This is a genomic window from Klebsiella sp. MBT K-1 (assembly GCF_002556465.1).
Classification (GTDB): domain Bacteria; phylum Pseudomonadota; class Gammaproteobacteria; order Enterobacterales; family Enterobacteriaceae; genus Klebsiella; species Klebsiella grimontii.
On record NZ_PDEL01000006.1, the window covers coordinates 165277 to 184640 of the forward strand.

The window sequence follows — 19364 nt, forward strand, 5'->3', positions numbered from 1 at the left end:
ACTTTTGCGTGGTGCAACCGCTAAAAACGTGAGAGAGTGCAACCTATAACAAAATGAAGTTTGGTCCCGGAAGCATTTCGTGTAAATGCTGTGTTAAATCGTTTGTGAAAAAACAAAGCTTCCGTCAGGATACGGTCGCCCAATACAACCAATAGGCCATTGCCCCGTTCCGGTAGTGGATAAAACGACAAATTTGGACGCTGTCGACAAAAATTCTGGAGATTTTTACATGGCTATTAGCACACCCATGTTGGTGACTTTTATTGTTTATATTTTTGGCATGGTACTCATCGGTTTTATTGCCTGGCGTTCGACGAAGAACTTTGATGATTATATTCTCGGCGGCCGCAGCCTTGGCCCATTCGTCACGGCGCTCTCCGCCGGGGCCTCCGATATGAGCGGCTGGCTGCTGATGGGGCTGCCAGGGGCGATATTTATTTCCGGTATTTCCGAAAGCTGGATTGCCATTGGCCTGACGTTAGGTGCATGGATTAACTGGAAGCTGGTGGCGGGGCGTTTGCGGGTGCATACCGAAGTCAATAATAACGCCCTGACGCTGCCGGATTATTTTACCGGCCGCTTTGAAGATCAAAGCCGCGTGCTGCGAATTATCTCGGCGCTGGTGATTTTGTTATTTTTCACCATCTATTGCGCTTCCGGGATTGTGGCCGGCGCGCGTCTGTTTGAAAGCACCTTTGGCATGAGTTATGAAACCGCGCTGTGGGCCGGCGCGGCGGCAACCATTATTTATACCTTCGTCGGCGGCTTCCTCGCGGTGAGCTGGACCGATACCGTCCAGGCCAGCCTGATGATATTCGCCCTGATCCTGACGCCGGTGATGGTGGTCATTTCCGTCGGCGGTTTTGGCGATTCTCTGGAAGTGATTAAGCAAAAGAGTATTGAGAACGTCGATATGCTCAAGGGCCTGAACTTTGTTGCGATTATTTCGCTGATGGGCTGGGGGCTGGGTTATTTTGGTCAGCCGCATATTCTGGCGCGCTTTATGGCGGCGGACTCGCACCACAGCATCGTTCACGCTCGTCGTATCAGCATGACCTGGATGATCCTCTGCCTGGCGGGCGCCGTTGCCGTCGGTTTCTTTGGTATTGCCTACTTCAATAACAACCCGGGCGTTGCCGGGGCGGTCAACCAGAACGCCGAACGCGTATTTATCGAGCTGGCGCAGATTCTGTTCAATCCGTGGATTGCCGGGATCCTGCTGTCGGCGATTCTGGCGGCGGTGATGTCGACCTTGAGCTGCCAGCTGCTGGTGTGCTCCAGCGCGATTACCGAAGATCTGTATAAAGCGTTTCTGCGTAAAAATGCCGGTCAGAAAGAGCTGGTATGGGTAGGACGCTTTATGGTGCTGGTTGTGGCGCTGGTGTCTATCGCCCTGGCAGCCAACCCGGAGAACCGCGTGCTGGGTCTGGTGAGCTACGCATGGGCAGGCTTTGGCGCGGCGTTTGGCCCGGTGGTGCTGTTCTCGGTGATGTGGTCACGAATGACCCGTAACGGCGCGCTGGCCGGGATGATCATCGGCGCGGTCACGGTCATCGTCTGGAAGCAGTTCGGCTGGCTGGGCCTGTATGAAATCATCCCTGGCTTTATCTTTGGTAGCCTGGGGATTGTGGTCTTCAGCCTGCTGGGTAAAGCGCCTTCCTCTGAGATGCAGCGACGCTTCGCCGAAGCGGACGCCCATTATCACTCCGCGCCGCCGGTACGCGCGACCGCCGAGTAAGCCTCTGCAGCCTCATCAAGCCCGCGCTCTGCGGGCTTTGTTATTTATGCCTCTTGCTAATCGTTTGAAAATACGCTGATATCTCAGCACAAATAACAATGAGGGTAGCGAAATGAGTTTCAGACAGGGTGCAGTGGCGCTGGTGCTGGCAGGATTATTGAGCGGCTGCGTAGCGCCTGCCGCGAAGACCACCCCGGCGGTCGATGCTAGCGCTTGCCCGGCGGATAACGCGATGGTACAAACCACGCTCTATTTCGGCTTAAGCCGTCCGGCCGGGAAGGATATCACCGCTCAGGAGTGGCAGCAGTTCGTTGACCGCGACGTGACGCCGCGCTTTCGCGATGGCCTGACGGTCTTTGACGCGCGCGGGCAGTGGCTGGGCAATGACGGTACCGTGGCGCGCGAGCAGAGCAAAGCGCTGATGCTGATTCACGGTAAAGATGCGAAGAGCGAAGAAGGGATTGAGGCGCTGCGCACTACCTATAAATCACGCTTTGCGCAGGAGTCGGTGATGCGCGTTGACCAGCCGGTGTGCGTACATTTTTAACTTGAATCCGATGACATTCCCGGGTTGCGGCTAACGCCTTACCCGGGATAACAGGCCAACGCGCTGTATTTACAGCACCAGCCCCGCGAAGCTGGCGGAGAGCAGGCTGACCAGCGTTGCGCCATACACCAGGCGCAGGCCGAAGCGGGAAACGATATTCCCCTGCTGCTCGTTCAGGCCTTTAATCGCCCCGGCGATAATGCCGATAGAGGCAAAGTTGGCGAAGGAAACCAGAAACACGGATAAAATTCCCAGCCCGCGCGGCGTCATGCTGGCGGCTATTTTTTGCAGCTCAATCATGGCGACAAATTCATTGGCCACCAGTTTCGTCGCCATAATACTCCCGGCGTTCAGCGCATCGCTAAGCGGAATGCCAATTAGCCACGCCAGCGGATAAAAGACGTAGCCGAGGATCTGCTGGAAGCTCAGGCCAAATATCGTGGCGAAGAGGGCATTAATCGCGCTAATTAAGGCGATAAAACCGATCAGCATGGCCAGAATAATCATCGCGACTTTAAAACCGGCCAGAATATATTCACCGAGCATTTCAAAGAAACTCTGGGACTCATGCAGCTTTTCAAGCTTGATCTCCTCCTCGCTGCCCGGACGCGTCGGGTTAATGATCGACAGCACAATAAAGGTGCTGAACATATTCAGGATCAGCGCGGCGACGACGTATTTCGCGTCGAGCATGCTCATATAAGCGCCGACGATGGAGAGCGAAACCGTCGACATCGCGGTGGCCGACATGGTGAACAGGCGGCGTGAAGAGAGGTCGCCGAGCACGCCTTTATAGGCAATAAAGTTCTCTGATTGTCCGAGGATCAGCGAACTGACCGCGTTGAAGGACTCCAGCTTGCCCATACCGTTAACCTTTGACAGCAGGGTGCCAATCAGGCGAATGAAAATCGGCAGAATACGCCAGTGCTGAAGAATACCGATGAGCGCGGAGATAAAGACGATGGGGCACAGCACGCCAAGGAAAATAAACGCCAGCCCTTTTTCACTCATGCCGCCAAATACAAAATTGGTGCCTTCGGCGGCAAAACCGAGCAGGGATTCAAAAAAGGAAGCAATATTTTTCACTAGCCACAGGCCGCTTTCGGCGTGGAGAAAAAAGAAAGCCAGGGCAACTTCAATAACAATTAGCTGGATAATATAGCGAATGCGGATTTTTTTACGGTCATAGCTGGCGAGCCAGGCAAGGGCGAGGATAACCACCAGCGCCAGCAGGAAGTGCAAGAATTGAGTCATGTCGTTTATTTCGCAGGTCAATAAGGCCGCCATTTAGCCACAGCTGCGCAGCCGGGTAAATATCCACCGCAAAAAATCCCCTTCTCCTGCCCCGTGGGGCCAGGGCTGCGAGATAATCGCGCAAGTCATTATTTGTTCGCGATTAATTTACAAATCGTCATCATTCACTCCACATTTCACTTGTGTTTCTGATTATTGTAATGATAATCACTATCAGAAATATTTACCTATCTTTGCATCAGTTGACTGCGGTTCACATTTAAGGGTGTTGGCATGTTTGTCCCATTTCTCATCATGTTACGTGAAGGCCTGGAAGCTGCGCTGATTGTCAGCCTGATTGCCAGCTATCTGAAACGCACCCAGCGCGGCAGCTGGATTGGCGTAATGTGGATTGGGGTGCTGCTTGCAGCGGCGCTGTGCCTGGGCCTGGGCATCTTCATCAACGAAACCACCGGTGAGTTTCCGCAGCGCGAACAGGAGCTGTTTGAGGGCATCGTGGCAGTGGTGGCAGTGTGCATTCTGACGTGGATGGTGTTCTGGATGCGTAAAGTGTCGCGCAACGTCAAACAGCAGCTTGAGCAGGCGGTCGATAATGCCCTCCAGCGCGGGAACAATCACGGCTGGGCGCTGGTGATGATGGTCTTTTTCGCCGTCGCGCGTGAAGGCCTGGAATCGGTCTTTTTCCTGCTCGCCGCCTTCCAGCAGGATGTCGGGATCTGGCCGCCCATTGGGGCGATGCTCGGCCTGGCGACGGCCATCGTTTTAGGGTTCCTGATCTACTGGGGCGGTATCCGCATGAATCTCGGCGTCTTCTTCAAATGGACCAGCCTGTTTATTTTACTGGTGGCCGCAGGCCTCGCCGCAGGAGCTATCCGCGCCTTCCATGAGGCCGGATTGTGGAACCATTTTCAGGAGGTCGCCTTCGACCTGAGCAACGTCATTTCGACGCACACGCTATTCGGCACGCTGCTGGAGGGGATCTTTGGCTATCAGGAAACGCCGACCGTCAGCGAAGTGGCGGTCTACTTTATCTATTTGATCCCGGCGCTGGCGCTGTACGTCTCGCCGCCGGGAAAAAAAACCACCGCATCCCGGGCAGCGTAGTCGGGCATCGCGGATTGCAATAGTGACAACATACTTATCGAAAGGGATGGTCATGATGAATCATTTTCGTCGTAATGCGCTGCAGCTTACGCTCGCTGCGCTGTTCAGCTCGGCTTTTTACGCCCAGGCGGCCGATATTCCGCAGGTCAAAGTGACCGTCACCGACAAACAGTGCGAGCCGATGAACGTCACCGTGAAGGCGGGTAAAACCCAGTTCATCATTCAGAACCACAGCCAGAAAGCGTTGGAGTGGGAGATTCTGAAAGGGGTGATGGTGGTGGAAGAGCGGGAGAATATCGCTCCCGGCTTTACGCAAAAGCTGACGGCCAACCTGCAGCCGGGCGAATATGATATGACCTGCGGTCTGCTGACCAACCCGAAAGGCAAACTGACGGTGACCGGCGAGGCGACCAAAGATGCCGCCAAAGCCGATGCGCTGCTCAGCCTGGGTGAAGCCATTACCGCCTATAAAGCCTACGTTACCGCCGAGACCGCGGAGCTGGTTAGCGGCACCAAAGCCTTTACCGATGCGGTGAAAGCGGGCGATATCGAGAAGGCGAAAGCGCTGTACGCGCCGACGCGCCAGCACTACGAACGTATTGAACCGATCGCCGAGCTGTTCTCCGACCTCGATGGCAGCATTGACGCCCGCGAGGATGACTACGAGAAAAAAGCCGAAGATCCGAAATTCACCGGTTTCCACCGGCTGGAAAAAGCGCTGTTTGGCGATAACAGCGTCAAGGGAATGGATAACTATGCCGATCAATTGAACGCCGACGTTCTCGAGCTGCAAAAACGCATTAGCGAACTGGCGTTCCCGCCGTCAAAAGTGGTCGGCGGCGCTGCCGGGCTGATTGAAGAAGTGGCCGCCAGCAAAATCAGCGGCGAAGAAGATCGCTACAGCCATACCGACCTGTGGGATTTCCAGGCCAACATTGACGGCGCGCAGAAAATCGTCGACCTGCTGCGTCCGCAGCTGCAGAAAGAGAACAGCGCTCTGCTGGCGAAGGTGGACGCCAACTTCAAAAAAGTGGATACCATTCTCAGCAAATACCGCACCAAAGACGGCTTCGAGACCTATGACAAGCTGACGGATGCCGATCGCAACGCGCTGAAAGGCCCGATCACCACGCTGGCGGAAGATTTGGCCCAGCTGCGCGGGATCCTGGGTCTGGACTAAGTCGATGGCTGAGCAAAAATATGATGTTAATGAACCGTCCCGGCGGCGGTTGTTAAAAGGGATCGGCGCGCTTGGCGGCGCGCTGGCGATAACCGGCGGCTGTCCGGTGGCGCACGCGGCTAAAGACAACAGCTCTCCGGGCACGCTGTCGCCAAACGCGCGTATGGAAGCGCAGCCGTTTTACGGTCCGCATCAGGCCGGCGTGCTGACGCCGCAGCAGGCGTCGATGATGCTTGTCGCTTTTGACGTGCTCGCCAGCGATAAAGCGGACCTTGAGCGCCTGTTTCGCCTGCTGACCGGGCGTATCGCCTTTCTGACCAAAGGCGGTCGTGCGCCGGAGACGCCGAACCCGCGCCTGCCACCGATGGACTCAGGCATTCTCGGACCGTGGATCGCGCCGGATAACCTGACGATCACCGTCTCGGTAGGGCATTCGCTGTTTGACGAGCGTTTCGGCCTGGCTAATCAGGCGCCGAAGACGCTGCAGAAGATGACGCGTTTTCCGAACGATTCGCTGGATGCAGCGCTGTGCCACGGCGATCTGCTGCTGCAAATTTGCGCCAACACCCAGGATACGGTGATTCACGCCCTGCGCGACGTGATTAAGCACACCCCGGATTTGCTTAGCGTGCGCTGGAAGCGGGAAGGGTTTATCTCCGACAGCGCCGCGCGCAGCAAGGGTAAAGAGACGCCGGTTAACCTGCTGGGCTTCAAAGACGGCACCGCGAATCCGGTGAGCACCGATAAGGCGCTAATGGATAAGGTGGTGTGGGTAACTGCCGACCAGGGAGAGCCCGCGTGGGCGACGGGCGGCAGCTATCAGGCGGCGCGGATTATTCAGTTCCACGTTGAGTTCTGGGATCGTACGCCGCTGAAAGAGCAGCAGACCATTTTTGGTCGCGATAAGCTGAGCGGTGCGCCGCTTGGGATGCAGCACGAGCACGACGTGCCGGATTACAGCAAAGACCCTGACGGCGATACCATTGCGCTCGATAGCCATATTCGTCTTGCCAACCCGCGCACCCCGGAAACGCAATCCAGCCTGATGATGCGCCGGGGCTACAGCTATTCGCTGGGGGTGACCAATTCCGGGCAACTGGATATGGGGCTGCTGTTTGTCTGCTACCAGCACGATCTGGAAAAAGGCTTTCTGACGGTGCAAAAGCGCCTGAACGGTGAAGCGCTGGAAGAGTACGTGAAGCCCATTGGCGGCGGCTATTTCTTTGTTCTGCCGGGGGTTATCGACGATCGGCATTATCTCGGGCAATCGCTGCTCGAAGCCTGACGTTCCTGCCCGCGAGGGCAGGGCGTTTTCTGCTGTTTTTCCATTCATTTTTTGTATTTCCTGCCTTGTTTCATTTTTCTGTAATCTTATAGTCGGAAACTCTCCTCAGCTGTGATGAGAATTATTTGTTGTCTGTATGTGAAAAATAAGTTGCGCTTAGAATTATTTCTGATGTACTTATTACAGGCGCGGTAGTTCTCGGCAGTAGTCTCGTTTCATTATGGAGATCGCGAATGCCCGATTGCTGTAACGGAAAACGTCAAACCCCAGACCGTACTCATCAGCACGGGAGCCCAACTTCCGGCCGCGATTTTCACACCGTAAAATCCTCCTCTTCTAGTAAAGAAAACCCGAACCCAGGCAAGGTTACCGGTGCGCGTAGCCGTGACCCTCTGCCAATTCGTCAGGCAAGCAATGGCTTACAAGGAAGCCAAACCTCAATCGTTAGTGCGCATAATCGCGTCGATCGTGACGCGTGTGATGTAAACCAACAACGCAAGGTGCTATCCATGGGAAGACAAAAAGCAGTGACCAGAGCTCGTCGTGAGGCCAAACGTGTGCTGAGACAGGATTCGCGAAGCCATAAGCAGCGCGAAGAAGAATCGGTCACATCGCTTGTGCAAATGAGTGGCGTAGAAGCCATTGGCATGGCGCGGGATAGCCGCGACGCCTCGCCAATCGAAGCGCGCAATGACGCTCAGGCGCATTATTTGAATGCCATCGACAATAAACAGCTGATCTTCGCGACGGGCGAGGCCGGGTGCGGTAAGACCTGGATTAGCGCGGCAAAAGCAGCTGAAGCGCTGATCCATAAGGATGTGGACAGAATTATTGTTACCCGTCCCGTTCTGCAGGCCGATGAAGATCTTGGCTTCTTACCGGGAGATATCGCCGAGAAGTTCGCTCCCTATTTCCGCCCGGTTTATGACGTGCTGGTGAGAAGGTTAGGGGCTTCCTTTATGCAGTACTGCCTGCGCCCGGAAATCGGCAAGGTGGAAATCGCGCCGTTCGCCTATATGCGCGGACGTACATTTGAAAATGCGGTGGTGATTCTGGACGAGGCCCAGAACGTGACCGCTGCGCAAATGAAGATGTTTTTGACCCGCCTCGGGGAGAACGTGACGGTTATCGTCAACGGCGACATTACCCAGTGCGACCTGCCTTCTGGGGTCCGCTCGGGCCTGAGCGATGCGCTGGCGCGTTTTGAGGAAGATGAGATGGTCGGTATTGTGCGCTTTACGACCGACGATTGCGTGCGCTCAACGCTTTGCCAGCGCGCGCTGAAAGCCTACTACTGAGTCCTTTTGAGTCTGCAAAGCCCGGGTGACCGGGCTTTGTTTTTAGCGCACTACAGGAGAGCCTGCAGTGAGGGGCTGGCCATCGTTGCTTCAAAAGGAATGATATCGACTTTCGCTACGCCCGATTGCTGGAACGGATCCTGGCTCAGCCGGTTTTGCAGCGCATCCAGATCATCGCCTTTAGCCAGAATCACGCCGCCGGACCTGGGGATTTTACGCCCCGAAGCGAGAAATATTCCGTCAGCGTACCCTTGCTTCAGCCACTCCACGTGCGCAGATAGCTGGGCGTCTACTTCCTCAAGCGGTTTAACGTAAGTCAGAACAACAACGGCAATGGTGCTCATTTTCTTTCCTTAACATTTAAAGGTAATGCTGCAGAAGTTTATCATTAGCGTGGTCGGGGTTTCTGGTTTTTTTCATCACGTTATCCAGGCCGCTATAAACGAAAATAACGGTAGTTTACTGCTATATAAGGGAATCATTGTCGCTGACCTGTAGCTCAAAATGTCCAGGTGATTGCCGCCGTCACGGTACCTTCATTGCGCCGTGAGACGAGCGGGCTCTCAGCAGCGTGTTCCCCGAGCCAGCTATAGCCGGCGCTGAGTATGGAGCCCCAATGCTCGTTATATTGATGGCTCCAGGTCAGCGCGCTGTCGATGCCGTAAAATCCGCCGGCTGCGCGATAGGGTCGATAGCCGGAACGGATGCTCTGCCGGCGATCAACCCCGTAAAACGTATTGACGTACCGGCTGTCGCCAAACAGCGCGGCGGACTGTAAAGCAACGATATCCTGCGGGTTTTGAACCAGCAGGAGGGTGACGGAAGTTTGATAATGCGCGCCCTGGGCGTCGGTGAGCGGAAGCGTAGCCTTGCCTTCAACGGTGAGCCACGGCGTGACCGACCAGCCGACGGCGAAGGCGGTATTCATGGTGGCTTTAATATTACCCATCCCCTTCAGCGTATTAGCCCCATCGCGCCAGCTCGAGTTTTTTTCCGCTCGCCCGAGGTCGTAACCGAGCGTGTGCTCGAAGTAGAGGCCGCTGTCGCCTGACAGGTCGTAGCCTATGCCTTTTTGGCTATCAATAAAGAAAGCGCCTTTCCGCCCCTGTAGTACGGGAACCACCTGCCAAATCTGCTTGTCAGAACCGCTGTAACGAGGCGCGTACTTTCCCCCCACCCCGATAGTCAGCCCGTCAGAAGGCGCGGCGGCTTCATCGGCGCGCGCGCCGGGCGTTATCGCCATTAAAAACGGCACGACCATATACGGCGAAATTTTTCTGGCTATCATACTGTTCTCCATATGGAAACGGGCGCCGTCCGATCGGGGACGCCGCAGAATGCCGCTGCAGTATGGTTTTGCTAAATCAATAAACGGTCGGGATAGTGTTAAGAAACGGTCAAGGTGAACAGATGTTGTCCAGAAGAGTGCTGATAATTGAAGATGACGCCGACGCGGCCGGCGTGCTTGAGGCCTATTTACGCCGGGAAAACTATGACGTGGCGGTGACCATGGACGGACTCTCCGGGCTGGATATGGCGCAGCGCTGGAAGCCTGACCTGATCCTGCTGGATGTGATGCTGCCCGGGCTAAACGGAACCGAGGTGTTGGCCAGCCTGCGGCGGAAAAGCGATGTGCCGGTGATTATGGTGACCGCAATGGGAGACATGCCCGATCGTATTGGCGCGCTGCGCTACGGCGCCGACGATTATGTGGTCAAACCCTACCACCCTGGCGAAGTGGTGGCGCGCGTTCAGGCCGTGCTCCGGCGTTGTCGCAAAGACGACGCCCGGGAAGACATTCTGCGTTGGCAGGGGCTGGAGGTTGATGTCGCGGCCATTGTCGCGACCGTCAGTCACTCGGGGGAACCTGCGTCTATTCTCGACCTGACCCCGACCGAGTTTTCGCTTCTGGCCACGCTGATGCGCGCCCCCGTACGCCCCTTCTCGCGACAGTATCTGCTGGAGCGCTGCCTTCCCGAGAGCGAAGCGCTGGAGCGCGTGGTGGATACGCATATTTATAACCTGCGTAAAAAACTGGAGGCCGCGGGAGTATCCGGCGCGTTGGTCAACGTTCGCGGCGTGGGCTACCGGTTCAGACAACCATGATCAAGACCCGTCACTCTTCTCTCTGGCGCTGGATTTGCGGGCGCATTCTGGCGCTGGCTATCGGCAGCGTGATTGTTATCGCCACCTGTATGTGGCTGCGCTTCGCCGTGCAGAACTACTGGATCATGCACAAAATGCCGCCCGCCTTGCGCGAGGAATTTATCGTGCTCAGCCGCCATCCCGAGGCCAATCCGGCCCGATTTCACCAGATTGTCGATACCTGGTGGGGATTGAGCTATTCCACGCCCTCTATCGCCTCGGCGGACTGGGTGACCGTCGCGGTGCTGGTGCTGGTCATGATCCCCTTCATTGTTGTTATGGGGTTGCGCTACGCCCGTCCGCTCTCGCTGCAGTTCAGCCGTCTTCGTGATGCGGCGAAGGACGTGACCGGAGGGCAATTTGGCCGCCAGGCGGAGCTGATTGAGGACGCGCCGGCGGAAATGATCCGCTTTGCCGCCGACTTTAACAAAATGACCGGCCAGCTGGCCCGCTACGATAAAGAACTCCGCGCCTCGCATGTGGCGATGGCGCATGAGCTTCGCTCTCCGCTGACGGCGGCGATTGGCCGTCTGCAGGGCATGCTGGATGGCGTTTTTGATACCCAGCCGCAGCAGCTGGAGATGGTGATGAAACAGCTCCAGCATCTGAATCGGCTGACGGATGAACTGCATCTTCTTTCCCTCGCGGATGCCGGCAATCTGGTCCTGGATGACCAGCCATTCGCTCTGGATGAGCTCCTGCAGGAGCGAGCCGCATGGTTAACGCCGCAGGCGGACACTCAGTGCGTCACGATCGCCATTCAGCCTTCGCCGGCATGCCCCTTTCGCGGCGACGCCTTCCGCATGGGGCAGGTCTTTACCATCGTGATGGAAAATGCCGTTCGCTATGGGCGCAAGGGGGGCCATCTTTCTATTAAACTGCGCCGCGAAGAGGGGGCTTACCTCATCGATTTTGTTGATGACGGGCCCGGCGTGGCGCGGCATTTTTTACCGGAAATGTTCCAGCGTTTCACCCGCGAGGAGGCGTCCCGCGCCAGACACTCCGGCGGCAGCGGCCTGGGATTATCCATTGCGCGCGCTATCTGCGCGGCGCACGGGGGGCGTATTAGCGCGGCGCTACCGGCGAGCGGCGGTCTGCTGATTCGCGTTCATCTGCCGTACGACCCCGGCGCGGAAGAAAAGAGCGCATCTTGATAATCCCTTGACAGAACGTCGAGCCATTCTCGATTAATGTGTCATGTAATGGCGCCATTTCCCGAACGGAGTGGCGTTATGTTATATGAGTTAGTTCTTTCCCTTCGTCAGTGCGTGTACGCTTTGCTCGGCGCCGAGCGATCGCTACCCTGGTTTGCGCTGCTGCCGCCGATCGTACTGGCCCTGATGATCGTACCGCTGGTGGGCTGCGGCGATAAAAGCGGCGATAAGCCGGCGCCGGCCCGCCCGGTGCGCTACGTGGTCATCGGCTCCCCGGCAACGCTTCCCTCTCTGGAAAGAACCGGCGAGATCCATGTGCACGATGAGACGGCCCTGAGCTTTCGTACGGCGGGCAGGATGATGACGCGCGCGGTGGATATTGGCGATCGGGTCAATTATGGGCAGCTGCTGGCCACGCTTGACGATACCAGCGCACAAAACCAGCTGGATAGCGCGACGGCTGACGAAGAGAGCGCCAGAGCGACCGCCCGGGTGGCCGCGCTGAACATTAGCCGGATGCAAAAGCTCATCGCGACAGGGGCAATCGCCCGCTCCCAGCTCGACAGCGCGCGGGCGGACTGGCTGGTCGCCAGCGCCCGGGTGAAGAGCAGCGAGGCCGCTTTGCGCAACGCCAGGGAAAGCCTTGGCTGGACTCGCCTGACCTCGCCGGGTGAGGGGATCATTACGGCGGTCAGCGCCTCTCCCGGTCAGGTCGTCAACGCCGGTGAGACGGTGGTGACGCTGGCGGCCGGGCAGGCGCGCGACGTGGTGTTTGATATCCCGGATCCCGCTAAGGTTGAGGCGCAAAGGGCGGAGGAATTTCAGGTTGCTTTGCTCAGCGATGCCGGGGTGAACGCTTTCGCCATTTTGCGTGATATTAGCCCGCAGGCCGATCCCCAGACCCGGACATGGCGCGTCAGGGCGACCCTCAAGAAACCGCCCGCCGCGATGGCGCTGGGTTCCAGCGTCACAGTAAGGCTGCCGTCATCAGGCTCGGCGGGTTACGCGGTACCGGCTTCGGCGCTGAGCCGTTGCGGAGAAAAACCGGCCGTCTTTGTGATTACCCCGCAGATGCAGGCGCAGCTGCGCGTTGTCGTTCCCGCCAGCTACACGGCTTCTTCCGTTATCATCGCCTCCGGACTTATGCCCGGCGACCGGGTTATTACCGCGGGCGTAAGTAAACTTCGGCCGGGGGAAAAAGTCGTCGCCGGAGAGAAGCAGCCGTGAAAAAAGCGCCGTCAAAAAATACCTTTAATCTCTCCGCCTGGGCGCTGGAAAACCCGCAAATGGTCAGCTTTTTTATGCTGCTGATGATGGTTATCGGTTCGCTCAGCTATACGCTGCTGCCGCGTAATGAAGATCCGGCGTTCACCATCAAAACGGCGGTAGTCTCTGCGCAGTGGCCGGGCGCATCGGTAACGGACACGACCCATCTGGTGACGGACGTCCTGGAAAAAAAATTGCAGGAAACGCCCTGGCTCGATTATATCGAAAGTGAAACCCGGGCCGGACAAACGGTTATCTATATTAATCTGCGTGATGACACGCCGGCGCAAAAAGTCCCGGCGATCTGGTATCAGATCCGCAAAAAAATGCAGGATATTGCGCCATCGCTGCCCGAAGGCGCGCAGGGGCCGAACGTGAACGATGAGTTTGACGACACGTACGGCACGATTTATGCCTTTATTCCTGACGGATATACCCTCCGGGAGGTGCGCCAGCAGGTGGAGACGATCCGCCGTGAACTGATGTCCGTGCCGGGTATCGGCAAAACGGTTCTGCTTGGCGAACAGCAGGAGCAGATTGCGATCGCTTTTTCACCCGCCCGACTGGCCGGTATGGGGCTCAGCATTCAGCAGGTTACGGATGCTCTGCGGGCCCAGAATGCGGTAGTTCCGGCCGGCGTTCTGCGCACCGGGCAGGAGAAGATGACGATAAACGTCAGCGGGGCGCTCAGGAGCGAAGAGAGCTTACGCGCCGTCACCCTGCGCATTAACGATCGCTATCTTCCCCTGACCGACATTGCCACCATCGAGAGAAGAGCGGCTGAACCGCCTTCTGCGGCGTATCGCGTTAACGGGCGTCCTGCCATTGGTCTGGCGATTTCCATGGCGCCAACGGGAAATATGCTGCGCTTTGGCGCGACGTTGAACGACAGAATGAGCGCCATCGGTGCCGGGCTGCCGCACGGTATTGAGATGGTGAAAGTGGCTGACCAGTCGGCGGTGGTCAGCGGCGCGGTAAGCGGGTTTGTCCGGGTGCTGGTGGAAGCCGTGCTGATTGTGCTGGCGGTTTCTTTTGTCTCCCTGGGATTAAGGGCCGGGCTGGTGGTGGCCGCGGCGATCCCGCTGGTGCTGGCGATGACCTTTGCCGGAATGATGCTGGCAGGCATCGGCCTGCAGCGTATCTCTCTCGGGGCCCTGATTATTGCGCTTGGGCTGCTGGTGGATGATGCCATGATCGCCGTGGAAACCATGGTATCCCGGCTGGAGGCCGGGGATACGCGACGGCGGGCGGCGACCTATGCTTTCAAAACCACGGCATTTCCGATGCTGACCGGTACGCTGGTTATGATTGCCGGGTTTATTCCCGTCGGTTTTGCCTCATCCAGCGCTGGCGAATACTGCTTTTCGCTGTTTGCCGTGGTGCTGATGGCGCTGCTGAGCTCATGGATCGTGGCGATTCTGTTCTCTCCTTTGACCGGAGCATGGCTGCTGCCGGAAAAGCTTAAACATCATGCCGCAGGCCCGGGTCGAATGGCGCGGGGATATGGACGGCTTCTGCGAACGGCGCTGCGCCACCGGCTCGCCACCCTGGGAATTGCGCTGGCCGCGCTGGGGCTATCGGTGTATGGCACAACGTTTATGCAGGGGGAGTTTTTCCCCTCATCCGATCGTCCGGAGCTGCTGGTCAGCCTGACGCTGCCGGCCAATGCTTCGCAGTCTGCAACGGAGAAACAAACGGAAAGGCTGGAACGGGCGCTTGCCGGGAATCGCAATATTGACCATTACTCGACCTATGTGGGTTCGGGCGCTATCCGCTTTTACTTACCGATGGATGTTCTGCTGGATAATGAAAATACGGCGCAGCTGGTCGTGGTGGCGAAGGATCTGGCCGCCCGGGACCGCCTGCGGGAACAGTTAAATGCGCTGCTGGCCACGCAATTCAGCGATCTAACCTCGCGCGTTTCGCCGCTGGAGCTGGGGCCGCCGGTGGGCTGGCCGATCAAATACCGGGTCAGCGGGCCGGATTATCTCAAAGTCAGAGAGTATGCCGGGCGACTGGCCGAGGCGATAGGGCGCTCGCCGCTAACCCGGGAGGTGAATCAGACCGCGGGCGAGCCGGAGAGAACCCTCGTTCTGCAGGTGAACCAGACCGCCGCGCGGGCGGCGGGGGTGTCGTCGCAGAGTCTGGCGCAGACGCTTAATACCGTCTGGTCCGGCACGACGGTGACGTCGATAAGGGATGACGATCGGCTGGTTGACGTGGTGCTGCGGGCGAATGACAGCGAGCGGTTGAATCTTGCCACCCTGTCATCGCTGACGGTGGAGGGGCGCGATGGACAAAAAATTCCCCTTGGCGCGGTAGCCACGCCGGTCTGGGGAGTGGACGATCCGGTACTCTGGCGTCGGCAAAGGTTGCCGTTTATCACCGTACAAACCGACCTCGCGCCGGGGATGCGGGCAGAAGGCGTATCGGACGGTTTGCGCCCGACGGTGGATAAACTGCGCGCGGGTCTACCCAGCGGTTACAGCATTGTTGAAGGCGGGGTGGTCGCGGAGTCCGAAAAAGGCAACAGCTCGGTATTTGATATTTTACCCGTCACCCTCGGGGTGATGCTGTTACTGCTGATGCTCCAGCTGCGGCGCTATTCCCGTATGCTGCTGGCTCTGTTCATGGCCCCGTTCGGCTTGCCGGGGATCGTCATGGCCATGCTGCCGAGCGATACGCCCATGGGATTTGTGGCTCTGCTCGGCGCGATCGCGCTGGCGGGGATGATTATTCGCAATGCCGTGATACTGATCAGTGAGGTCGACAATAATCTCGCTCAGGGCATGGAAAGCGACGCCGCCATTATTGCCGCCGCGGAGCACCGGGCCAGGCCAATATTTCTGACCGCCTGCGCCGCAATCCTGGGCATGATCCCCATCTCTCACCAGGCCTTCTGGGGGCCAATGGCGTATGCCATCATTGGCGGGCTGATCGTCGCCACGCTCGTCACGTTAACCGTACTGCCGGCGTCTTTTAGCATGTTGCTGGGGATGGGGAGATACTGGAAAAGGCGTCACGCCGCTTGATAAAACAGGAGCGCCGGGGGTAACCCCGGTCGGGGCTTCTCATCCCCCGGGGGAGTGCAACAGGCGAAAAAAAAGCCCGTACTTGCGTACGAGCTCTTCTTCAAATATGGCGGTGAGGGGGGGATTGACTCGCTGCGCTCGCCCTCCGGGCAGATTCCTCGCAGGCTCGTCATCTGTCCAACTGGCTGGCGCCAGTTGACGAACCCCGGTCGGGGCTTCTCATCCCCCGGGGGAGTGCAACAGGCGAAAAAAAAGCCCGTACTTGCGTACGAGCTCTTCTTCAAATATGGCGGTGAGGGGGGGATTCGAACCCCCGATACGTTGCCGTATACACACTTTCCAGGCGTGCTCCTTCAGCCACTCGGACACCTCACCATATTGTTTTGCTGCTCACCTTGGGTGGGCAACGGGGCGCTACTATAGGGAGTTGCGCTAAAACGGTCAAGCAGTATTTATTCTTTTGCTATCGTTCGGTTAAGCAATGAACACTGCCCCGCCGTAGCGCGGCGGGGCAGGCATTTTAACGCTGTGAATCAAGCTGTTCGTTGTTCTTGACCACGTCCTGAGCTTTGGCATAGCTCTCGATCAGCAGCTGGTATGCCGGGAAGACCTTGGTATACACCTCAGCCCACTCCGCGGCATCCGGTCGATTCCAGGTGCGCTGCAGCTCGGAAGCGACCGCCGCGGTATCCATCGGTACGACGCCAGCCTGGACGACGCGGGCGAGGGTGATTTCCTGCGCCATCTTGCTATAGGTACCGGAAGCATCAATGACGGCAAAAACCTTATAGCCATCGGCAACGGCGGCAATGGACGGGAACGCCATGCAGACGCTGGTAATCGTACCGGCGATAATCAGCGTTTTACGCCCGGTCGCTTTTACCGCGGCAACAAATTCCGGGTTATCCCACGCGTTAATCTCTCCTTTACGCGCAATATATTGCGCATGGGGCGCGTTCGCATGAATCTCAGGGATCAGCGGGCCGTTCGGTCCCTGCGGCACTGACGCCGTGGTGATTACCGGGATCCCGGCTAATGAAGCCATCTTCGCCAGCGCGGCGGCGCGCGCCCGCAGCTCCGGCATCGGCATATCACCCACGGTCTGGAACAGACCGCTCTGGTGGTCAATCAGCAGCATGGCGGCATCATTGACATCAATAACCGGACGAGAACCATTAAAGTTAGCTGGGGTAGACATATTCTTCACCTCATTCAATATCAGATTTGGCCGAAGCGGCCGCTATTAAAATCACGAACCGCTTCTGCGATTTGTGCTTTGGTATTCATCACAAACGGGCCGTAGCCCACGATCGGCTCCTGCAGCGGTTCACCGGCCATCAGCAGTACTTTTGCGTTGGTACCGGCCGCGAGGTGGAGCGCTTCTCCTTTCTGGCTGAGCACAACCAGCTGACCCTCGCGGGCGTTGCCCTCGCCGTTCACCACAATCTCACCTTCCAGGACGCCCAGCGCCGTACTCCAGCCAGCGGGCTGGTGCAGGGTGATCTCCTGACTCTGGTTGAGCTGCAGGTCCCAGACGTTCAGCGGAGAAAAGGTGTGCGCGGGGCCAACCGTATCCTCGTAGCGCCCGGCAATCACCCGCATGCGGCCGGCATTGTTCGGCAGGTCAACGTCAGGAATCACATCTGCCGTAATGCTCTGGTATCCCGGATGCGTCATTTTGTCTTTAGCCGGAAGGTTGACCCAGAGCTGGATCATCTTCAGCTCGCCGCCGGTACGGGTGAACTCCGCCGAGTGGAACTCTTCGTGCAGGATCCCGGCGCCCGCGGTCATCCACTGCACATCACCCGGCCCAATAACGCCGCCTCTACCGGTAGAGTCACGGTGTTCAACTTCGCCGGAGTAGACGACGGTAACGGTCTCAAATCCGCGATGCGGATGTTCGCCGACGCCGCGTTTCTCCGTTCCCGCCGGGAAGTGATGCGGGCCTGCATAGTCAAGCAGCAGGAAGGGGCTTAGCTGTTCGCCGTGCGTCTGATAAGAGAACATTGAGCGAACCGGGAAACCATCGCCGACCCAGTGCTGCGAAGGTGCGGTGTAGATACCAGTGATTTGTTTCATGGCAGTCTCCTGAACGTCTGTTTCTGATGTGAATAAGCATATATTCGCCACTAATAGTCCGCTAGATAGCAAAAACGACCTATACTGTTCTAAAAATGGAACGATGGAGGAAGGATGCAGGATCTCAATGATTTAGCCTGGTTTGTACAGGTGGTCGATCACGGCGGATTTGCTGCGGCGGGAAGGGCGCTCGATCAACCCAAATCAAAATTGAGCCGTCGAATCGCCCAGTTAGAAGAACGCCTCGGCGTACGTTTGATTCAACGTACAACCCGCCAGTTTGCGGTAACGGAAGTTGGGCTTACATTTTATCAGCACTGCAAAGCGATGCTGATCGAGGCGGAAGCGGCAGAACAGGCGGTGGAAACCCTGCGCTCCGAGCCGCGCGGCAGCGTGAAGCTGACCTGTCCGGTAACGTTATTGCATGCGCATGTCGGGCCGATGCTGGCACGGTTTATGGTGCGCTATCCGGGCGTCAATCTTCAGCTGGAAGCCACTAATCGTCGAGTGGATGTTGTTGGCGAGGGCGTCGACGTGGCGATTCGCGTGCGCCCAAGACCGATAGAAGACAGCGACCTGGTGATGCGTGTCCTGGCCGATCGCGGGCACCGTCTGGTCGCCAGCCCCGGGTTGGTTGAGCGGCAAGGGCAGCCCCGGGTTCCGTCAGAATTAAGCGATTGGCCGGGGTTGAGCCTGGGCGCAGGTAAACATCAGCATAAGTGGCAGTTGACCGGTCCCGAGGGCGCAAGGGCGGAGATCTACTTCACTCCCCGGCTGGTCACCACGGATATGCTGGCGCTCCGTGAAGCGGCCATTGTCGGCGTTGGGGTGGTACAGCTTCCTTTATTAATGGTGCGCGATCAGTTGGCCGCCGGAGAGCTGGTGGTTGTCCTTGATGAGTGGCAACCGCGCAGGGAGGTGATCCATGCGGTGTTTGCTTCGCGCCGCGGGCTGCTGCCCTCGGTCAGGGCGCTGGTTGATTTCCTCAGCGAAGAGTATCAGCGGATGGAGGAGGATTAGCATTTGCCACAATCCCGGCGGCGCTGCGCTATCGAAGAAAGTCTGAAGCCGGGGGGGATGGCGACGGTTCCCGGAGGCGGTGCTGCGCACCTGTCCGGGCTACCGGGGGGAGTGCAACAGGCGAAAAAAAAGCCCGTACTTGCGTACGAGCTCTTCTTTAAATATGGCGGTGAGGGGGGGATTCGAACCCCCGATACGTTGCCGTATACACACTTTCCAGGCGTGCTCCTTCAGCCACTCGGACACCTCACCATATTGTTTT

The 19364-nt window shown here is 57.7% G+C and carries 16 protein-coding genes and 2 tRNA genes; 11 read left to right on the top strand and 7 right to left on the bottom strand.

Features of this window, described 5'->3' with window-relative positions:
- Nucleotides 1-229: 229 nt before the first annotated feature.
- Together putP and CMQ96_RS10615 are read left to right on the top strand one after the other, a co-directional pair.
- On the top strand, nt 230-1738 hold the full coding sequence (putP, locus tag CMQ96_RS10610) for a sodium/proline symporter PutP (RefSeq protein WP_004871280.1): 1509 nt from the start codon (nt 230-232) through the stop codon (nt 1736-1738).
- Nucleotides 1739-1850: 112 nt separating this feature from the next.
- On the top strand, nt 1851-2285 hold the full coding sequence (locus CMQ96_RS10615; RefSeq protein ID WP_024359576.1) for a DUF3574 domain-containing protein: 435 nt from the start codon (nt 1851-1853) through the stop codon (nt 2283-2285).
- Nucleotides 2286-2354: 69 nt separating this feature from the next.
- Here the strand turns inward: CMQ96_RS10615 and CMQ96_RS10620 are convergent, their stop codons facing one another.
- Entirely contained in the window at nt 2355-3539 is a 1185-nt protein-coding gene (locus tag CMQ96_RS10620; RefSeq protein WP_024359575.1) for a NupC/NupG family nucleoside CNT transporter, read from the bottom strand.
- A 273-nt stretch (nt 3540-3812) separates the two neighbouring features.
- On the opposite strand from CMQ96_RS10620, the gene efeU reads away from it, so the two are divergent.
- The 4 genes from efeU to phoH all read left to right on the top strand — a co-directional run bounded on the left by efeU (nt 3813) and on the right by phoH (nt 8406).
- Entirely contained in the window at nt 3813-4643 is an 831-nt protein-coding gene (gene efeU, locus CMQ96_RS10625) for an iron uptake transporter permease EfeU (RefSeq protein WP_004131307.1), read from the top strand.
- Nucleotides 4644-4695: 52 nt separating this feature from the next.
- Nucleotides 4696-5823 (top strand): iron uptake system protein EfeO, encoded by a 1128-nt coding sequence (gene efeO / locus CMQ96_RS10630; RefSeq protein ID WP_024359574.1) that lies wholly within the window; start codon nt 4696-4698, stop codon nt 5821-5823.
- Between the two features lie 4 nt (nt 5824-5827).
- Complete coding sequence (efeB, locus tag CMQ96_RS10635; RefSeq protein ID WP_098066788.1) at nt 5828-7108, top strand: iron uptake transporter deferrochelatase/peroxidase subunit; 1281 nt, start codon at nt 5828-5830, stop codon at nt 7106-7108.
- A 509-nt stretch (nt 7109-7617) separates the two neighbouring features.
- The gene (phoH, locus tag CMQ96_RS10640) at nt 7618-8406 is read left to right on the top strand and encodes a phosphate starvation-inducible protein PhoH (RefSeq protein ID WP_004871266.1); all 789 of its coding nucleotides are present in this window, start codon (nt 7618-7620) and stop codon (nt 8404-8406) included.
- 50 nt (nt 8407-8456) lie between these two features.
- Here phoH and CMQ96_RS10645 read toward each other — a convergent pair whose 3' ends face one another.
- Both CMQ96_RS10645 and CMQ96_RS10650 read right to left on the bottom strand, forming a co-directional pair.
- Complete coding sequence (locus CMQ96_RS10645) at nt 8457-8750, bottom strand: YciI family protein (RefSeq protein WP_098066789.1); 294 nt, start codon at nt 8748-8750, stop codon at nt 8457-8459.
- A 155-nt stretch (nt 8751-8905) separates the two neighbouring features.
- Entirely contained in the window at nt 8906-9694 is a 789-nt protein-coding gene (locus CMQ96_RS10650; RefSeq protein ID WP_024359571.1) for a MipA/OmpV family protein, read from the bottom strand.
- A gap of 122 nt (nt 9695-9816) precedes the next feature.
- Here CMQ96_RS10650 and CMQ96_RS10655 point away from each other — a divergent pair, with 122 nt between their 5' ends.
- The 4 genes from CMQ96_RS10655 to CMQ96_RS10670 all read left to right on the top strand — a co-directional run bounded on the left by CMQ96_RS10655 (nt 9817) and on the right by CMQ96_RS10670 (nt 16003).
- Nucleotides 9817-10512, top strand: a complete 696-nt coding sequence (locus CMQ96_RS10655; RefSeq protein ID WP_049130613.1) for a response regulator — start codon at nt 9817-9819, stop codon at nt 10510-10512.
- Nucleotides 10509-11705, top strand: coding sequence for a cell wall metabolism sensor histidine kinase WalK (locus CMQ96_RS10660; RefSeq protein ID WP_098066790.1), 1197 nt, complete (start codon nt 10509-10511; stop codon nt 11703-11705). Before CMQ96_RS10655 ends, CMQ96_RS10660 begins: the two co-directional genes overlap by 4 nt.
- Nucleotides 11706-11783: 78 nt before the next feature.
- A complete protein-coding gene (locus CMQ96_RS10665; protein WP_024359569.1) occupies nt 11784-12932 on the top strand; it encodes an efflux RND transporter periplasmic adaptor subunit in 1149 nt (382 codons plus the stop codon).
- Nucleotides 12929-16003, top strand: coding sequence for an efflux RND transporter permease subunit (locus tag CMQ96_RS10670; protein ID WP_098066791.1), 3075 nt, complete (start codon nt 12929-12931; stop codon nt 16001-16003). Before CMQ96_RS10665 ends, CMQ96_RS10670 begins: the two co-directional genes overlap by 4 nt.
- Before the next feature lie 287 nt (nt 16004-16290).
- Here the strand turns inward: CMQ96_RS10670 and CMQ96_RS10680 are convergent.
- The 3 genes from CMQ96_RS10680 to CMQ96_RS10690 all read right to left on the bottom strand — a co-directional run bounded on the left by CMQ96_RS10680 (nt 16291) and on the right by CMQ96_RS10690 (nt 18082).
- Nucleotides 16291-16378 (bottom strand) — tRNA-Ser (locus CMQ96_RS10680).
- 145 nt (nt 16379-16523) lie between these two features.
- A complete protein-coding gene (locus tag CMQ96_RS10685; protein ID WP_049088323.1) occupies nt 16524-17201 on the bottom strand; it encodes an isochorismatase family protein in 678 nt (225 codons plus the stop codon).
- A 20-nt stretch (nt 17202-17221) separates the two neighbouring features.
- Nucleotides 17222-18082 carry a pirin family protein gene (locus CMQ96_RS10690; protein ID WP_098066792.1) on the bottom strand — a complete coding sequence of 287 codons (861 nt, stop codon included), beginning with the start codon at nt 18080-18082 and terminating at the stop codon, nt 17222-17224.
- Between the two features lie 114 nt (nt 18083-18196).
- Here CMQ96_RS10690 and CMQ96_RS10695 point away from each other — a divergent pair, with 114 nt between their 5' ends.
- Entirely contained in the window at nt 18197-19102 is a 906-nt protein-coding gene (locus tag CMQ96_RS10695; protein ID WP_049085912.1) for a LysR family transcriptional regulator, read from the top strand.
- Nucleotides 19103-19266: 164 nt separating this feature from the next.
- Here the strand turns inward: CMQ96_RS10695 and CMQ96_RS10700 are convergent.
- Nucleotides 19267-19354: transfer RNA gene (locus CMQ96_RS10700), tRNA-Ser, on the bottom strand.
- Nucleotides 19355-19364 lie beyond the last annotated feature (10 nt).

Coding starts and splice junctions, on each gene's coding strand:
- putP (WP_004871280.1), top strand. CDS start 230: ATGGCTATTAGCACACCCATGTTGGTGACTTTTATTGTTTATATTTTT.
- CMQ96_RS10615 (WP_024359576.1), top strand. CDS start 1,851: ATGAGTTTCAGACAGGGTGCAGTGGCGCTGGTGCTGGCAGGATTATTG.
- CMQ96_RS10620 (WP_024359575.1), bottom strand. CDS start 3,539: ATGACTCAATTCTTGCACTTCCTGCTGGCGCTGGTGGTTATCCTCGCC.
- efeU (WP_004131307.1), top strand. CDS start 3,813: ATGTTTGTCCCATTTCTCATCATGTTACGTGAAGGCCTGGAAGCTGCG.
- efeO (WP_024359574.1), top strand. CDS start 4,696: ATGATGAATCATTTTCGTCGTAATGCGCTGCAGCTTACGCTCGCTGCG.
- efeB (WP_098066788.1), top strand. CDS start 5,828: ATGGCTGAGCAAAAATATGATGTTAATGAACCGTCCCGGCGGCGGTTG.
- phoH (WP_004871266.1), top strand. CDS start 7,618: ATGGGAAGACAAAAAGCAGTGACCAGAGCTCGTCGTGAGGCCAAACGT.
- CMQ96_RS10645 (WP_098066789.1), bottom strand. CDS start 8,750: ATGAGCACCATTGCCGTTGTTGTTCTGACTTACGTTAAACCGCTTGAG.
- CMQ96_RS10650 (WP_024359571.1), bottom strand. CDS start 9,694: ATGATAGCCAGAAAAATTTCGCCGTATATGGTCGTGCCGTTTTTAATG.
- CMQ96_RS10655 (WP_049130613.1), top strand. CDS start 9,817: ATGTTGTCCAGAAGAGTGCTGATAATTGAAGATGACGCCGACGCGGCC.
- CMQ96_RS10660 (WP_098066790.1), top strand. CDS start 10,509: ATGATCAAGACCCGTCACTCTTCTCTCTGGCGCTGGATTTGCGGGCGC.
- CMQ96_RS10665 (WP_024359569.1), top strand. CDS start 11,784: ATGTTATATGAGTTAGTTCTTTCCCTTCGTCAGTGCGTGTACGCTTTG.
- CMQ96_RS10685 (WP_049088323.1), bottom strand. CDS start 17,201: ATGTCTACCCCAGCTAACTTTAATGGTTCTCGTCCGGTTATTGATGTC.
- CMQ96_RS10690 (WP_098066792.1), bottom strand. CDS start 18,082: ATGAAACAAATCACTGGTATCTACACCGCACCTTCGCAGCACTGGGTC.
- CMQ96_RS10695 (WP_049085912.1), top strand. CDS start 18,197: ATGCAGGATCTCAATGATTTAGCCTGGTTTGTACAGGTGGTCGATCAC.